This window comes from Oceanicoccus sagamiensis, assembly GCF_002117105.1.
GTDB classification, from domain to species: Bacteria; Pseudomonadota; Gammaproteobacteria; order Pseudomonadales; family Dasaniaceae; genus Oceanicoccus; species Oceanicoccus sagamiensis.
In genome coordinates this window covers 547,968-564,773 of sequence record NZ_CP019343.1, presented here as the reverse complement: position 1 = coordinate 564,773, position 16,806 = coordinate 547,968, and the positions used below count along the sequence as shown (strand labels likewise).

The 16,806-nt window shown below is 48.3% G+C and carries 10 protein-coding genes; 4 read left to right on the top strand and 6 right to left on the bottom strand.

Going from position 1 to position 16,806, the window contains the following annotated elements; genetic code table 11:
- Positions 1–7: 7 nt before the first annotated feature.
- Positions 8–1,639: a tetratricopeptide repeat-containing sulfotransferase family protein gene (locus BST96_RS02545; RefSeq protein ID WP_085757178.1), complete on the top strand. Its 1,632-nt coding sequence runs from the start codon at positions 8–10 to the stop codon at positions 1,637–1,639.
- 126 nt (positions 1,640–1,765) lie between these two features.
- Here BST96_RS02545 and BST96_RS02540 read toward each other — a convergent pair whose 3' ends face one another.
- On the bottom strand, positions 1,766–2,545 hold the full coding sequence (locus BST96_RS02540; RefSeq protein WP_085757177.1) for a hypothetical protein: 780 nt from the start codon (positions 2,543–2,545) through the stop codon (positions 1,766–1,768).
- A 391-nt stretch (positions 2,546–2,936) separates the two neighbouring features.
- Here BST96_RS02540 and BST96_RS02535 point away from each other — a divergent pair, with 391 nt between their 5' ends.
- A complete protein-coding gene (locus BST96_RS02535; protein WP_085757176.1) occupies positions 2,937–6,533 on the top strand; it encodes a PKD domain-containing protein in 3,597 nt (1,198 codons plus the stop codon).
- Between the two features lie 98 nt (positions 6,534–6,631).
- A complete protein-coding gene (locus BST96_RS20310; RefSeq protein ID WP_169713875.1) occupies positions 6,632–6,784 on the top strand; it encodes a hypothetical protein in 153 nt (50 codons plus the stop codon).
- A 21-nt stretch (positions 6,785–6,805) separates the two neighbouring features.
- Here the strand turns inward: BST96_RS20310 and BST96_RS02530 are convergent, their stop codons facing one another.
- The 5 genes from BST96_RS02530 to BST96_RS02510 form a co-directional block, all read right to left on the bottom strand.
- Complete coding sequence (locus BST96_RS02530) at positions 6,806–8,263, bottom strand: FadR/GntR family transcriptional regulator (RefSeq protein ID WP_085757175.1); 1,458 nt, start codon at positions 8,261–8,263, stop codon at positions 6,806–6,808.
- Between the two features lie 878 nt (positions 8,264–9,141).
- The gene (locus BST96_RS02525; protein WP_169713874.1) at positions 9,142–10,578 is read right to left on the bottom strand and encodes a FadR/GntR family transcriptional regulator; all 1,437 of its coding nucleotides are present in this window, start codon (positions 10,576–10,578) and stop codon (positions 9,142–9,144) included.
- A gap of 212 nt (positions 10,579–10,790) precedes the next feature.
- Positions 10,791–12,233 (bottom strand): coniferyl aldehyde dehydrogenase, encoded by a 1,443-nt coding sequence (locus BST96_RS02520; RefSeq protein ID WP_085757173.1) that lies wholly within the window; start codon positions 12,231–12,233, stop codon positions 10,791–10,793.
- Positions 12,234–12,391: 158 nt separating this feature from the next.
- Positions 12,392–14,329 (bottom strand): NAD(P)/FAD-dependent oxidoreductase, encoded by a 1,938-nt coding sequence (locus tag BST96_RS02515; protein ID WP_085757172.1) that lies wholly within the window; start codon positions 14,327–14,329, stop codon positions 12,392–12,394.
- Between the two features lie 101 nt (positions 14,330–14,430).
- The gene (locus tag BST96_RS02510) at positions 14,431–15,801 is read right to left on the bottom strand and encodes a glutamine synthetase family protein (RefSeq protein ID WP_085757171.1); all 1,371 of its coding nucleotides are present in this window, start codon (positions 15,799–15,801) and stop codon (positions 14,431–14,433) included.
- Between the two features lie 236 nt (positions 15,802–16,037).
- On the opposite strand from BST96_RS02510, the gene BST96_RS02505 reads away from it, so the two are divergent.
- Complete coding sequence (locus BST96_RS02505; protein ID WP_085757170.1) at positions 16,038–16,757, top strand: hypothetical protein; 720 nt, start codon at positions 16,038–16,040, stop codon at positions 16,755–16,757.
- Positions 16,758–16,806: the final 49 nt, after the last annotated feature.

Here is a 16,806-nt window from a genome sequence, read left to right as displayed (position 1 = left end):
CAGCGTTGTGGCGAAAAAAACCAGCAAAAAAAGATCAGCCAAGCCCGGTGCCAAGCTTAAACCAAGAAAAAAGGATAACCCTAAATATCTGGAAGCTTTAAAGACCGCTAAGTTGCTGGAGAACACCGGCCAACTTCAGCAAGCCGCCAATGGCTATGCCCATATTATTAACATGGCCCCTGACCACTATGAGGCTAACTCGTCTCTCGGCCAGCTGCTACACAAAATAAACCGTAACCAGGAAGCCCTGAATTACTTGCGCCATGCAGAAATAATTCGGCCCAATGATTTTAATGCCACATGGAATGTTTTTATTGTAGAGCGAGCATTAAATCTGCTAATTGATGCAGAGAAAAGTCTAAAAAAACTTTATAAACTAGAGCCGGACAACATACTATTCCTTCTGACTTATGGCGTGTTCTCTACCGACACCAATAAACCTGATAGGGCAAGAAAGCTGTATGATCAAGCGGTAAAGTTGGCGCCCAATAATGCCCTGGCACACGCTAAAAGAGGCTCAGTTCAAAAAGTTCAGGGAGATTTTGCTGCAGCAGAGCTTAGCTTTCGCAAGGCTATCGCCCTTGATGCTGGTTGCGCCAGTGCTCACCATGGACTTGCTTTTCTGCAAAAATGTAAAGAGCACAATGATGATGTGAAAGCTATGGAGCTAGCCTCTCAACTCGATACGCTTAAAGACCCTGATCGTATGCTATTAGAGTATGCATTAGGTAAAGTGTTTGATGATTTGTCAGAGTATGATAAAGCTTTCGACCACCTGCTTGAAGCCAACCGGCTCAGAAGACAAACCTACCAGTATTGCGTGCCGGATCAAAAGAAATACTTCAAGCAGCATGAGTTAGAGCTTGGCGCTGCATTCCAGCAACGCTTTGAAGGCAAGGGATTAGAAGATTCAACCCCCATATTTATTGTCGGCATGCCTCGCTCTGGCACCAGCCTAACAGAGCAAATTTTGGCAAGCCATTCCTCTGTGCATGGTGCTGGGGAAGTAGAATATATACGCCAGGTTTGTGAGGTTGCAATGACGATAACGAGGCAGGAATTTCCTGCAGGACTTAATCAAGTCAATGAAGGCTCTTTTGTTACGGCTGCCAGTCAATATATTGAAAAATTAAGAAATGGAGTCGACGACTCAATACTTAGGGTTACCGATAAGCTGCCGCATAATTTTCTTCGGGTAGGCTTGATAGCTGCCGTTTTTCCTCAGGCTAAAATCATTCACTGTGTTCGCAATCCACTTGACCATTGTCTGTCAATTTTTCAGCAGGATTTTAATGTCGCTCATGGCTATGCCGCCAATCTGCAAGAATTGGCAGAGTATTATCGACTCTATGAAAGCCTTATGGCATTTTGGCATGAACTGCTGCCCGACAAAATTTATTGTTTGAGTTACGAGAAATTGATAGCCGACCCTGATAATCAGGTAAAAGAATTATTGAATTATTGCGAGTTACCTTTCGAGCAGGCTTGCATGAATTTTCATAAAACAAAACGCAATGTCAACACACCGAGTGCTTCGCAAGTACGTAAACCCATGTATAAAACAGCGGTAGAAAAATGGAAGAACTATGAACAGCAGCTTCAGCCTTTAGCTGACATACTCAATAGGACGAGTCATTAACCCTTTGCTCGCTTACGCGGGCTTTTTATAGGCATAAAAAAACACGGAGTGGGTTAACACTCCGTGCTCTGCGTATTTCCTTATACTCGAATCCAAGCCAGCCACGGGGGCTGGCCCATTAAAGCGTTAAGCTGATTTACGCTTACGTCCAATACCCGCAAGCCCCACAATGGCCGAGCCAAACAGCCATGCTGCGGCAGGAACAGGAACTGCAGCAACTTCCAGAGTCAGCGTGCCGCCCATACCCATACCTGCTTCTTCTCCAAATAGTGATACATTACCAACAGTATTGATTTGGTTGAACCCACTCTCATGAGTGTAGCCTGGCATAGTAAGAGTAATGATGTCGCCAGCAGTGATTGGAGCACCTGTCTCAAGAATAAAGCCTGGATTTACAAATCCGAAACCATCCCAAAAGCTAGCCACGGTGAAATCGAGGTTGGTGGTAGTAAGGTCGACCATATCTTCAGGGTAAGCTCCGAATGTCGCATCAAAAAGCCCTGTGTTGAGGGTTAAGCCACTACCGTTGACATAGTCACCACCAGCGTTAAGAAAGCCAGCGTAAGCTAGCTCACCGCCTACGTCGACAGTTACACCGCCATTAAACTTTAGATTATTGCTAATCACTGAGCCATCCGCATCATCATAGGTCACTGTTCCGCTAATGTTGAACGCATAGCCACCGTCCGGTAGCGCGTTTCCTTGGTAGGAGGCCATGCCCGAGGCTAGAGGGTCAGTGGAACCTTCACCAGGCGTACTGCCGGCGCCGACATAACCGGTGCCAAAGAACAAGTCCGCAGTGACAGTGGAGGACGTTACTGTATAGGTGACAGGTGCCGCGTTGGCTTGAGTGGCGATGGCGGTTAATACCGCTGCTGCCAATAATTTCTTGTTAGTAAATTTCATAGGGTTACTCCGTAATTATTATTGCCCAGTTAAATTAATGTCTAACATATTTCCTAAAGCTACAAGATCGAGGGCCTCTCCTGTAAAGAAATACCAAATAACGAATATTTGTATTTTTTAATCTTTTAAAAGGTATACTAAATATCGTTAAACAGTATGCTAAATAGAAAAGTGTGAACTGTCAATCCCTTTGTGTGTGAGCTAATTCGCTTTGATACTGGCTGTTTGTAGCTGGCAGAAACTAACTGGAATATTCACAATAAACGTCATTCCAGCTTGGCCGGCACTTTAAATAGTATACTTTTTAATTTTATTTTAATAGTATACTGTATTGGCTCTATGCAGAGCTTATTTTGACGTTCGTGAATAATTCACCATCTGGGTACTAAATATGAAAAATACCAATAAAAATACCGGGAGCCGTTCAGGTTTTAACACCCTATTGCTAGTTGCCACTTGTCTATCCGCGTTAATACTGCCCGGCTGTGGTAGTAGTGGCGACAGCGATACAGTGAGTGATTTTGAAGATGCCGGGCCATTTGATGTGCCTGTTAGTGGCGCGGCTGTAAAAGGCCCGTTGGTCAATGCAACCGTTAATGCCTATATTCTGGATGTTAGTGCGGCGGACCTGAAAGGTGAACTGGTGGCGTCCGGAACCACGGATGACAATGCTGCTATTACCGGTTTGGTTGTACCGGGCAACAAAACCTCTTCAAGCTTCTATCTAATTGAATTTACTGGTGGTGTTGAGTTGAATAACTCAGCACCCGTTATTCCAGTATTGAGAACCATTGGTAAGTTGTCTAATTTAAAGTTAGGGGCGCCAGTGTATGCAACGCCACTAACGTCGCTGACAATTGAGCTGGCAAAGCATAATACGGATATGTCGGCGGAAGATATTGAGACCGATTTTAATCGACAGCTTGGTGTTCAGGAAGCTGTTGTAAAGGATTTCTTTGGCCTGGGTTTGTTGGATCCGGAAAACCCGGGGGATAATTTTTTCAAGCGTGCTCCTTTAGTCATAGATGACGCTTCAGATGCGAGCTTTGTACTGAAGTACAGAACGGCCATTGAAGTACTGGGAGCTTTGATTAACGAATTAAACTCGCTTGACACTAATTCAACTGGTGATCAATTGCTTGAAGGTTTGGCTGAAGATTTGGCCGATGGTGCCCTCGATGGTCAGGCAGATGGTCAGCCCATTGAAACATTATCGGCTATCACTAACGATCAATTACAGGCGACCTTTAGCAAACCGGCTGCTGAATTACTGCAACTGCCTATACCGGGTACCAGCACGCCCATAGCGGAGCTTAATAATGTGCTGGTGGCTGAAACTGAAGCGCTGTCAGATGTTGTGATTGAGGAAGAAGCCGCCCCTGAGATTGAGAAAGTGGTTGCCGGGCCTGATAGTGATGGTGATGGTTATAGTGATGCTGCCGATGCCTTTCCCGCGGATAATACAGAGTGGGCAGACACGGATGGTGATGATGTTGGCGATAACGCCGATGCCTGTGTGGCAGTGGGTGCTGGATTTACCGATAGCGATGGCGACGGTATTTGTAACGATGCGGGCGCGGTTCCATTAGATCTCTATCCGGAAGATGCTGATAGGGCAACATTGGATGATAACACCCCGCCTGTGGCAGTGATTGCAGCACTAGAGGCGTCGCTGGTTACCGGTTCATTGGTTCGGCTTGACGCCAGTGGCAGTAGCGATGTCGACAATGATCCGCTGACTTATGCCTGGACGGTTGCTGGGCCAGAGGGAGACGTTGCCGTTACCAATCAAAACAGCGCGGGTGCCAGCTTTTTTATGCCAGTGGACGGTGACTATACCGTGACTTTGCTAGTTAGCGACCAGGAAGACAGTCTAGCGACAGCGGGTATATCGGCGACGGCCCCGTCTGCCCTTAATGTCGCGCCGCAAGCGCTTGCGGGCCCTGATCAAGAGGTTCTGGTAGGGGCAATAGTTAATCTGAGTGGTGTTGTTAACGATGCCAATGATGATGTGCTTACTTATTCATGGTCTTTGAGTTTACCGGCAGGGTCTTCCGCCACCTTAAGTGATGTGAATGACCTGACCCCCAGTTTTACCGCGGATGTAGCGGGTGATTATACCGCTACATTAACGGTTAATGATGGTGAGTTATCCGCTAACGATACTGTCGTTATTAGCGCTATTGTCGATGATAGAGCGGCCTGTGTGATAGCCGGGTTTACCGATGACGATGGTGACGGTGTCTGTAACGATGAGGATCTCTATCCGGCAGATGCAGACAGGACGACATTGGCTGATAACACGTCACCTGTGGCAGTGATTGCAGCATTAGATGCGTCGTTGTTTACCGGTTCATTAGTTCAGCTTGACGCCAGTGGTAGTAGTGATGTCGACAATGATCCGATGACTTATAGCTGGGTAGTTGTAGGGCCTGATGGAGATGTTGCCCTCAATAATGCAACGACTGTCAATGCCAGCTTTTTAATTTCAGCGGATGGTGACTATACCGCGACCCTGGTCGTTAGTGATCGGGAGGACAGTCTGGCGGCGACAGTAGGGTTTTCGGCTACTACTCCGGTAGGCAATGTGGCGCCGCAAGCGTTTGCGGGCCTTGATCAACAGGTCACAGCAGTGGTGGTGGTTGATCTGAGTGGTGTTGTTAACGATGCCAATGGTGATGTGCTTACTTATTCATGGTCTTTGAGTTCACCGGCAGGCTCTTCCGCCACCTTAAGTGATGTGAATGACCTGACCCCCAGTTTTACCGCTGATGTAGAGGGTGATTATACCGCAACATTAACGGTTAATGATGGTGAGTTATCCGCTAACGATACTGTCGTTATTAGCGCTAATAACGATGATAGAGCGGCCTGTGTGATAGCTGGGTTTATCGATAGTGATGGTGACGGTGTCTGTGACGATGAGGATCTCTATCCGACAGATGCTGACAGGGCGACATTGGCTGATAACACCCCACCTGTGGCAGTGATTGCAGCATTAGATGCGTCGTTGGATACCGGTTCATTGGTTCAGCTTGATGCCAGTGGCAGTACTGATATCGACGATGATCCGCTGACTTATGCCTGGACGGTTACCGGGCCAGAGGGAGACGTTGCCGTCACCAATGCAAACAGTGCGGCTGCCACATTTTCTATGCTGGTGGATGGCGACTATACCGTGACTCTGGTCGCAAGTGACTTGCAAGATAGTCCGGCCGTGATAACCAGTATTAAGGCTACTGCCATTAAAGTAAATGTACCGCCGTCAGTGATTGTGGGCTCTGATCAACAGGTGCTGACAGGGGCGTTAGTTAATCTAAGTGCAACGGTAAGTGGTGACGTAATTACCTATTTATGGTCTTTGATTTCACCGGATGGGTCTTCTGCCAACTTGAATAACGCAGCTGCAAGGGACGCCAGTTTTACTGCTGATGTGGAGGGTAGCTACACCGCAACATTAACCGTTGATAATGGTGGGCTAAGCGCTAGTGACAGCCTTGTTATTACCGCTATCACCAATGCAAGGCCTGTAGCTATTGCGGATGTGAAAGAGGGCACCTATACAATCGCGAAGACTATATCCGGGAGTGAATTCCCCGTTGAGTTGTTGGATGGTAGTGGCAGCAGTGATGCTGATGGGGATGAGCTGACTTATAGCTGGGAGGTGGTGTCGGCGCCGATGGTGGGCGAAGTCGAAATGGTGCCGGAGTTAGTTACCGTTGCAGACAGTGTTTTTCAAAATGCTTCTGCGCAGACTCCAGGCTTTCATGCCGCAGCGGTTGGGGATTATACCTTTCGTCTTACCGTGAATGATGGTCTTCAAGACAGTATTGTAAGTGATGAAAGTGAAGTCACCATTACGGTAGAGAAAGCCTGGTTTCTCAATGCTGGTAATTTATTCGGTTCGGCACTGTTTGCTTTTGCGTTATTGGCGATACCCGCCAGACGACGCAAAAAGCTGAAAGTGAGTGAAGGTATGGTCATCTAGGTGGTCAGGGCACTAGCCTCCCGGCCACGCTCTTTTCTCCTATTAATGGCAAAGGGAGTTTGCCTGGAGAAAAAGGGAGGCTTTAGAAAGCCATCGCAGTGCTTAAAAAGGCACAAAAGCTCAACCCGTCTAACACTGAAGTGGTTGCCTATCTTGCGCGTAGCTATCGTCATAATAAGCAATACAAAGAAGCTGGGGTGTTGCTGGAATCTTTTATCGGCTCCCTGCAACAGCTTACCCCAAAAACGTAGTTATTTTTACCCGGTGAGTATTTACTGGATAATGTTGCTCACCCATTCCCCATGGGATCGCATCTGTTTGACGGCATTGACCGGGTCTCTGGCAAGAATGGAAGTCATCAGGGCGTGTTGGCTTTTTTTAATCACTTCAATATTGGCAATCACTTTTTCAATGTGCGCATTATCGTCCGGCCTGATCATACTGGACTCTACCAGTACATCCATAAATAAGGCTAGTACCTGATTCCCTGAAAATTGAATAATCAGTGAGTGGAGTTCCAGGGCTGCTTGAATATAGTCAAAGCCATGGAGTGCTTGGCTGGCCTCAAAGGCCTGCTTGAGAATAGTCGCTTGCTGCGGGGTGATAGCCGTGGCGGTAACTTCTACCGCTTTGACTTCAATGGCCACTCTGGCTTGCTGTAGTTGGTTTAAGTCGAAGTGGGTGGTACCCAGAAACAATACGGCTGCCCTGACAATAGCACTGGAGTTCGGGGTAGCAACAATCAGGCCGCCACTTCTTCCTTTGCGTTGCTGCACCAGCCCGATAATTTCAAGCTGCCTGATGGCTTCCCGAAAAATGGAGCGGGAAACCCCATATTGTTTTATCAGTATAGGTTCCCGTCCAATGGTGTTGCCCGGTTCAAGTTGCTCGCTATCAATATGGTGTTTGATACGGTAAAGCAGCGTTTGTGCTTTTTTGTGCGGGGTGTCGGTGACCCAGTAGGGAATAGAGTCTTGCCGTTCATCGCTGGCTGAGCTCTTGCTATTGGATTTTTCAATCAGTATTTCAAGGTTGTCGAGGAAAGAAAATCTTTTCTCCAGCGCCTTTTGGGCATCGCCATCCAGTATGGCTTGGGTGACCTCGGCATACAGTTTCCAGCCGAACGAAAACGCCTGCTGTAGTTCTTCCTGACTCAGTTGGCTGAAGTTTATCCTGTTGGTTAATACTTCGTTGAGCGGCTTGTTAAAGATAGCGACAACAGGATTTTTGGTCAGTTTTGAAAATTCTGTCAGTATTTGTGAGTATTTATGCAACTCCTCTGTCAGTGTCTGCATTGACCATTGTGCCGGTGAATAATCCAGGTACTCATCCAGCAGATTATTCAATGCCCTTCTGGTGTCATCGTTTAATTGCTTAACTTCTAACTCGATGGCGAACTGGCTAATAATACGGCTGGTATTAAGAATATCCTGCAACGAGGCACCGCTAAGTTGGATGTATTCCCGTAGCATATTGCTGACATTGTCCAGGCTGGGGTTGGCAACCTGAATGCCACCGCGAGCCCCCCTGATCGACTGAACCATTCCTTGCCATTCAAGAATACGAATAGCTTCACGGAAGGCGTCCCGGCTAATATGGTATTTGATCAGTAAGTCCGGCTCGGTGCCCAAATAATGACCCTGGGGCAGTTGGTTGGCAATAATATCCGCGGTGATTTCTTCCGCTAGACGGGCTGCCCGTTTGGGTGTTTGGCGCACTGATTCGGTCAAGTATTTCGTCCTGTTGTTAGCTGCTGGCAGACATAGTGCTAGCCAGGCTCTAGCGTCAAGCGCTATTTCTTATGGTTATAGGTGTCTAACAAGGTTTGCTTTTTTTGGTATGAATCCCAATTAAAACAGTACCTATTTGGCGAAACCAGTTAACAGTATACTCAATAATCAAGTTAATAGTATACTCAATTGGTTTTTTGCAATGATTGAAGTGTTTTATTGCAGGAAGCAGGGGGTAGGTTGTGCAGGGTTGTGTGTATGGTATTTTGGCAGGGTGATGAACCTCTGCTGCCTCATAGTTTTTTATAGGCTTGGAACGAGCTGTGCTGGGTAGGAGTTTGTGCGACACGCTGCAAGCCATCCCTGTACCCAAAGCACTCCCTTCGGTCATGGGGCAGGCTCGGCGCTCGATAAAATACATCCCTGTATTTTAACGGTCTCACAAACTCCTACCCAGCACAGCTCTAGCATCATGTTCACGACTTTTATCACCATTGCAGGGTTTTACGTCTTTTTTCAAAAAAAGCTCAAAGAATGTGTGATCTAAAAGGTAGCCTTGTAGGGTGGAATATATTCCACCATCGGCCTGCAAATCATTAACGGCTGGTGGATTATAATCCACCCTACAGCAGCATTTTAAGCTTAAGGCAGTGCCATTCGGGCCGGCCCCGCGAAGCGCTTTGGGTCTCCCTGTATTTTAACGGTCTCACAATCCACTCACTGCCGGACGGTTAGCGCAAAGCTTATTAAAATTCATGTCTCGAAAGCACCTAACTCGACCTATGCCGCACTATCAAAGAGACAAGCCAAAGATAAGTAGAATTTATGGGACAGCAGTGGATGATGAGCCACCCTGTCAGAGAGTGATGTAGTCAGGCTTACCGTTGTAGTTCAGTCATGAGTTTTCTATGCTCAATCATTTTTCGGCTTGCCAGTGATGGGTCTTTATTAAGAATAGCCTTAGCGAGTAAGCGATGGCTGTCCTTGATTTTTTTGGCATTTTTTATAGCTTTGTTGGCTCTGCGCGGTTCTTCGAGTTTGAAGGCTCTGGCATCCATCATAACGTCTACATAGAGTGAAAAAACACGGTTATCAGCAATTCGGTTTATCAGCGTGTGCACACGGGTGGCTGCAGGAATAAATTCTTCGCCGCTGGCTTGTTGTTCAATGCTGATGGCTTCTGTTAGAGCTTTAGCGCTTTTTTCATCGATTTTTTTTGCAGCCAGTTGGGCTACTTTCATTTCAATCGGTAATCTTGACTGATTGAGTTTGTCAAAATCATAATTCATATGAGTAAGAAAGATGGATATGGTGGGAACAATACCGCTGGAGTCTGGCGTAGCAACAACCAAGCCGCCTTCTCTGCCTTTGCGCTGCTCAACTAAGCCAATCATTTCTAACATGCGCACGGCTTCTCGAAAAATAGAGCGGCTTACTGCGTATTTTGGGATGAGATCGGTTTCTTGCCCAATGCGGTCTCCGGGCTGCAGTTGTTTAGCATGAATATCATGGTGTAACTGGTACATAAATGACTGGGCCAACTTATTGTCATTCTCTTTAATCCAGGTCGGGTAGCTGGTTTTTGTTTTGCGCTTGGTTGAAGCTAGTTTGGGCGCAGGGGCCATATACTGCTCGATTTGGTCGAGGTAGTAGTTCATATGAGTAACAGCGGTAGCTTCATCGCCTGCGATAATGGCCGCAGTACATTTGTGAATATTGCGCCAAACCTGCTGACCTTCAGTGATAAAATCCTTTTTATTGGTTCTACGGGAACTTAGCGCCATGCTGGTCAGCACTTCGTGAATGGGTGCCATAAATATGGCCAGAGCAGGGTTGTTGGTTAGCTGCCCCATCTCTTTAAAAACATTCCATAAGGCCCGCTGTTCTTCTTTCGGCGAGCCATGAAGTACTTTTCTTTCTGCCGTCAGCTTAAACAGTTTATCACTGCCTTCGCTATCCAGTGTTGAAGATAATATTTTAATGGTTAAGGCATTCAAGACACGGCTGGCTTCTAACAGGTCTTTAGTGGGGGTGTCTGCCAGTTGCAGGTAATCACGCAGTAAATTGGAAATAGCACCCGATGCCGGAGACCCAACTTGCAAGCCACCTTTGGGGCCTCTTACTGATTTGGCGATACCTTGCCATTCAAGAATTCGAACAGCTTCGCGAAATGAGTCGCGGCTTACCTTGTATTTTTTAAGCAGCTCCGGCTCTTTACCGAGTGGTGACCCCGTTTCCAAGCCCTCTTCAAAGATGTCTTTAGCAATTTGTTGTGCTAGTCGAGAGGCTAGCTTTTGTGTTTTTGGCTTGGGCATCTTGTTTTGGCTTTCCGGCGCATAGGATAGGGCTGTTATTGCAGCAAAGAATATACTAAACCGGGGTGATTGGCGATAGTTTGCCGTTGGCATGCCTAAAATGTAGTCGTCCTCCCTGCATTTTGACGCCCCTGAAAGAAAGCATAAAATACCAACCCGGCACAGCTCGTTCCCAGGTTGGCCGCCACTTCTTTCGGCGTTAAACCTCCTATTTATCGCTTTATCTGACTACTAACAACCTTCTCAATTAATTTTCCGTAAGGCGGACGAAGTAATTTAAGAGGGTCCAGTCTCGACTGATGATAAATAGCTTTGGCATGACTGAAGTTTTTAAAGCCATCAAAGCCGTGATAAGCCCCCATGCCGCTATCGCCGACACCGCCGAAGGGCAGGTCTGACTGTAAGATATGCGCAAACATATCATTCACTACCATGCCGCCAGAGACTGTCTGATAAGTTAGTGTTGCTATCTCCTGGTCACTGCGGCCAAAATAATACAGGGCCAGTGGTCTGGGCCGTTCGTTAATATAGTCAACCACTTCTTGCAGGTTTGAATAAGTCATTATCGGTAACAGAGCACCAAACACTTCCTCTTGCATGACGCGACTATTAGCATCGGCATTGACAATCAACGAAGGCAACACCCGACGCCCACGGCTTGCTTTATCACCCCTTGCTTCATCAAATAAGGGAATAACCCGAGCACCATCCCCTTTAGCCTCGGCTACCATCTCTGTGAGTCGGTCGGCATGTCTCTGGGTAATAATATGCGTATATTCTTCAGTTTGGGCAATATCGGCGTACATTTTTTTAACGCTTGCCTGACACTCGGCGACAAAACTTTCCAGCAAGTTTTCGGGGATAAACACCGTATCCGGGCACAGGCAAATTTGACCGCCATTCAATGTTTTTGCCCACATCACTTTTTCAGCTGCCAGCTTAATATCTGCTGTGGAGGAGATAACCACCGGATTCTTTCCGCCCAACTCCAATGTCATCGGTACCAGGTTGTGCGCGGTGGATTGAGCAACTCGACGTGCAATATTGGTGGATCCGGTAAACAGCAGATGATCAAAATGTAAGCTGGAGAATTCGGCGGCCACCTCAGGGCCTCCCAATACCACCCCAAGCTCGGTTTCATCAAAGCTGCCAGCAATGATCTGTGCCATCACCTCTGAGGTATGGGGGCTAAGCTCTGAAGGTTTCAGCATAATTCGATTGCCTGCGCCAAAGATATCCGCCATCGGGGATAAAGCCAGTTGCACGGGAAAATTCCAGGGAGAAATATTCCCGACGATACCTAGCGGCATATATTCAACTTTTGATTTAGCACCCAACAGCCCTAATGGAAATCGACTGTTGCGCTTGTCAGGTTTCATCCAGCGTTTAATATGTTTATGAACGTGCTTGAGGTTCTCCAGTGTCGGCATAATGTCATAAGCCCTGGTCATCAAGGCGGATCGATTTTCAAAATCCGTATTCACCGCTTCGACTAAGGGTTTCTCATGGCAAACCAGCATATCAATCAAGCGGCTAATTCTATCGCGCCTAAGCGCAAGTGATGGGTAGGGATCTTTTAGCTGGGCCGCCCGTTGATTTTTAAACAGAGTGTCTAAATCCGAAGTATTCGCAGCGATTGTTTCGTTATTGTTCACCTTAACTCCTAATGATCAAATGTTTACATTTGCCTTAGACTAACTTTCAGCCAAGCCTCGCACAGAAAATTAAACCAGGAAAAATCTTGGTCGATAAAAAGCAGGGCCTTACGCCCCGCATGTTCTTCCTGGCAATGACTTTTCTACGTTGGCCTATGTCAGGCCGTTTGTTCTTCCACTGCTCGCCAGGCTGCATCAAATGCCGCATCCATTAGCGCGAGTGCTTGGGAGTCGCTGTTAGCAATGGAAATACGCCCGAACGGCTTTCTGCCAATTTCATGGGGTGCTTGTCCTTCTGGCCATTCCGGGTCATCGAGTGACAAATAGGCATAGGCATAGCCGTGGGGAATACGATTAACCGTAATCGCGCGGATATCGGTTTCGTGGTTGAAGCCGTGTTTGCCCAGTAGTGACTGTAACTGCTCGCGGATGTTTTGTTCGTAGCGGGAGAAGGGCGTTGCGTAGACTTTGCCCCGGCCCACCCGCAATACGTCTCGACCGGTTTGTTGTTCTGACGGCTCAGGGGTGGGGGCGTGCATCATAAACACCGCCATAGGATCTTCCGGTGTGCGCGGTGGCTGGTAGCCTCCGGTGGTCATGGTGGGTGCTGCGCTAACCCACTGGAACGGATCATTGGGGCAATAGACCATTGTGGAGTCCAGCTTGGAAAAGGCTCGGCCGTTTTCCAGCAGGACATTGGCATAAACAAAGGGGACTTTTACCCCGTACAGCAATGCCTCTTTCTGCTGCTCAGGCAACTGCGGGCATAGTCTGGGTATCAGGGCGTTATAGCAGGCCAGTACGCAGTGATCAGCGGTGATACGTAGTGCGGTCCCCTGTTGGACATAGTCGACTTCTACTTGATCGCCATGGGTTTCGCGCACACCGACTACCGTGCTGTTGAGTCTGATTCGGGTGTCAGGTTTATTGCCCGTCGAGCTGTCAGGATCCAGGGCGCTGTAGTCAAAGCGGGCAATAGCGACATCCTCGACGCCCTTCATATCAGGTGCCACCTCGGGAATCAGCTTTTGTACCAGCAGTCTGGCGACAGAGGCATTGCCATCAGGGAACATCTGCGCATCGATGATGCTATCCATAAAACGCAGGCTCAGTGAGGCTGTCATTTTGCCCAGCCATCCCATCGACTGTATACCTGGAGCGCCATTGGCAAAGGCTTCCACTACGGTGAGATTCCAGCCAGTGAAACCACTGGTATGGCGCATGACAACATTGGTTAGCGGCAGGGTTTCTTTCGCTAGGCCAACCCGTTCCACCAGAAACTGGTTATAGCTGACGGTGTTGACATAGTCCCATTTTTCGCTCAGTGAGAGTTCGTCCAGAAAATCATGGTCGCCGCTAAAAAAGGCGATTAACTTGTCCTGTTCGGCAACGGCCAAGGGCAGTGCGCGTAGGGTTTCTTCATAACCGTCCGCGCCAAAAATAGATTTCATCCATTGACCACCCGCGGTGACGTGGCCGTCTTCACTGGGCAGCGCAACACTGACATTCGCCTCGAAATTGCCGACCAGTGCAAAGTCTTTTGGTGTCTGTTTATTCATGGACGCAGTAAAGTCGGCATCAATACCTATATCGTTTAGCAGTGCGCCGGCGGTATCGCTATAGTTGTCAGGGTTTTCCAAATTCTGGGCGCCGCCGAGGCTGAGCATCATTCGCCCTTCGTGGTGAAATTCATTGCGCTTGGCGTGGCCACCAAAGTCGTCATGATTATCCAGCAGCAGAATACGTGCCTCGGGGCCCATCTTTTTCCGGTAGTAGTGGGCAGCCGCCAGACCGCTCATACCAGCACCCACGACGACCAGATCATAGTGCTCGTCCAGCGCCTTATAGTGGTCCGGTTTTTCACCACGCCAGGCCAGAGCGTGGGCGACTTCATAGGAACCTTTATGACTGCCTCGCATACCGGTGAGGGTAGGGGGGTAGTAAACACCGGCATCTGGCGGGCTGAATTGGGTGGCCGCAGGGAGGGGAAAGTTTGCCGAAGGGTCGGACGCACCACCACAGGACTGCAGCAGTATACCCGTGGCGCCAATCGCCATACCGTTTAGAAAATCCCGGCGTGTTACTTTGTTTGTCATTATTAGCTCTCCAGCCATAGCCTTGCATGTCAATCGACTACATGTCACTCGACATGTTCATTCAAGTCGATTGACATGTCAAGCTGCAATTCCCATAAACGCTATGCCATCACCAGATAGCTATCGTATTCAAAGGGACTGATAGCACGGGCAAACTCGGCTTGCTCTGCCTGCTTGACGGCGCAGAAAGCCCGGTGGAAGTCTGTGCCCAGCTGCTGCTTGATAAAATCAGAGTGTTGAAAAAGCGCTAACGCAGAGTGCCAGTTATTCGGCAGGCTGGGTTCAGGGGGTTGGCTATTGTCATTTATCGGCGGCTGGGCTGTTAGCTGGTTGCTGATACCGTGAATGATGCCGGCTAAAATGACTGCCAGCATTAAGTAAGGGTTGGCGTCAGCACCGGCGACGCGGTGTTCTATCCGTCGCGCCCTGGTATTACCATTGGGAATGCGCAGCGCGGCCGCACGGTTTTCATAACCCCAGGTCGGTGCCAGCGAAATATGGCTACCTGCGGTAAAGCGTCGGTAGGAATTTAAATGAGGCGCAAAAATCAGCATGCTTTCCGCCATGGTTTCAGCCAGTCCCGCCACCGCGTGGCGCAGTACATCGGTGCCCTGTTCGTCGTTGTTATCAAACAGGTTGTGGCCGTTTTTATCCAGCAGGCTGGTATGGCAGTGCAGGCCGTTACCTTCCTGGTCCGCGAAGGGTTTTGCCATAAAAGAGGCGATATAGCCGTGCTTTTTTGCCATGCCCTTAATCAATCGTTTGATCAGCTGCATATTGTCGGCCACTTGCAATGGGTCATCCAGATGGTAAAGGTTCAGCTCGTACTGGCCCGGTCCTAGTTCCTTGAGCAGTCCATCCAGCGGCAGCTCCATGGTCTGTGCAGCTTCGCGTATTTCGTGCAGCAGTGCTGCCTGTTCCTGCATCATATCGATACTATAGAGTTGGCCGGCTATTTTGGTTTTGCCATTGCAGCGGCTATCCGGAAGTTGCGGAACACCCATGGCGTCACGTTGTTCCAGCAGTAAGTGGAATTCCAACTCGGGGGCGGTAACCGGTCGCAAGCCTAAAGTCTGGTATTTAGCGACGACGTTTTTTAGTACTACCCGTGGATCAAAACCCCAAGGGCTACCGTCTTCACCATGCATTTGCAGAAACAGTTGCGCGGTGGGCCGTTCGGTCCATGGCAGGCGTTTGAGGCTGCTTATAATGGGGCTACAAAGACCGTCGCCATCGCCGGTACTGGCGCAGAGTGCTGCCACATCCCGGCCCCATATATCCGGGGTTGTTGTGGTGAGTGGCATTTTAAAATCGCCCCAATTAAAAACGCTTTCAAGTTTATTGGCTGGTAGCCATTTACCCCGTAAGGCCCCATTAAGATCAGTAAATAGCACTTCTATGATCTCAATATCCGGGTTATCTGCCAAAAACTGTAGGGCTTGTTTGCGTGCTTCGTTAAAGTCGTTACTCATTTTCTTGCTGTCTCTTGGTGTTATGAAATCAATAATTATGCTGAGATATGTCAATAGCCTCTCTTTACATGTCATTCGACATGTAATAGCATGTCGATCGACATGTCAATCCTGTCTGTTTTATCGGTGAGCGCAATACCGTCTGTTTAGGGCTTATTCGCCAGTGGTCGCACCGGTTTGAATGTAGGTGCTGGCTAGGTAGCAGGATTGATGAATACCAACAATGGGGAAGGGTTATGAATACTAAAGCAACACTAGATTACAATATTAACCGGGTCGGGTTTTGGTCCGCCATTCTTACTCTGGTGACATTCGTCATCACGATGCTGTTACCGTTGGATGCACCGGGTGGTTATGCCGCTGAGCATGCTGATCGAGTAGCGTGGTTAAGCGCTAACAGCGGTGCCTTTATTGCAGGTTGGGTCAACCAGATTGTTGCCATGCTGGCTTTATCCGGTGTGTGGTTTGCCTTAGCCTGGCGTGCTGCGCCTAGCCACCCATTAAGCGCTATCCTTGCTGCGATGGTGGTATTGATGTCCGTTATGGCGTTTATTATCCCCAAATTTATTGCAGTATGGACAATCCCTTTGTTGGCCGACACCATCACCGCCGGGGCGGTAGGGGCTGAAATGGCTGATTCACTGCTGCTGTTACTCAATGTTTCCATTCCGTTTTCTTTGTACACCTCTTTTGATTATTTAGGGTTCTGGTTGTACTCCGTATTTGCGTTACTGGTAGCGATACCACTGTATGGTCAAGCGATAACCGCGAAAATCACATCAATTTCCCTCGGTCTGTTTGGCGTTATCTATCAGCTGATGATGGTCGCTTTATTTATGGGCGAAATAGCGCCGCAAGATATTGAAGCCAACTTTTTAGGCGCTTCACTGCTATTGATTTTGGTTGTCATCGTTATGATCCCTAATTTTAAAAGTGCGATGTCATCAGGCTCGTAATGCCAACAACATTGTTTGCGGGTAATCAGATTGATGCGGCGTTTCGGGC

Excerpts from the sequence above, each read along its gene's own strand:
- BST96_RS02525 (WP_169713874.1), bottom strand. The coding sequence starts at position 10,578 with ATGCCCAAGCCAAAAACACAAAAGCTAGCCTCTCGACTAGCACAACAA.
- BST96_RS02540 (WP_085757177.1), bottom strand. The coding sequence starts at position 2,545 with ATGAAATTTACTAACAAGAAATTATTGGCAGCAGCGGTATTAACCGCC.
- BST96_RS02510 (WP_085757171.1), bottom strand. The coding sequence starts at position 15,801 with ATGAGTAACGACTTTAACGAAGCACGCAAACAAGCCCTACAGTTTTTG.
- BST96_RS02515 (WP_085757172.1), bottom strand. The coding sequence starts at position 14,329 with ATGACAAACAAAGTAACACGCCGGGATTTTCTAAACGGTATGGCGATT.
- BST96_RS02535 (WP_085757176.1), top strand. The coding sequence starts at position 2,937 with ATGAAAAATACCAATAAAAATACCGGGAGCCGTTCAGGTTTTAACACC.
- BST96_RS02505 (WP_085757170.1), top strand. The coding sequence starts at position 16,038 with ATGAATACTAAAGCAACACTAGATTACAATATTAACCGGGTCGGGTTT.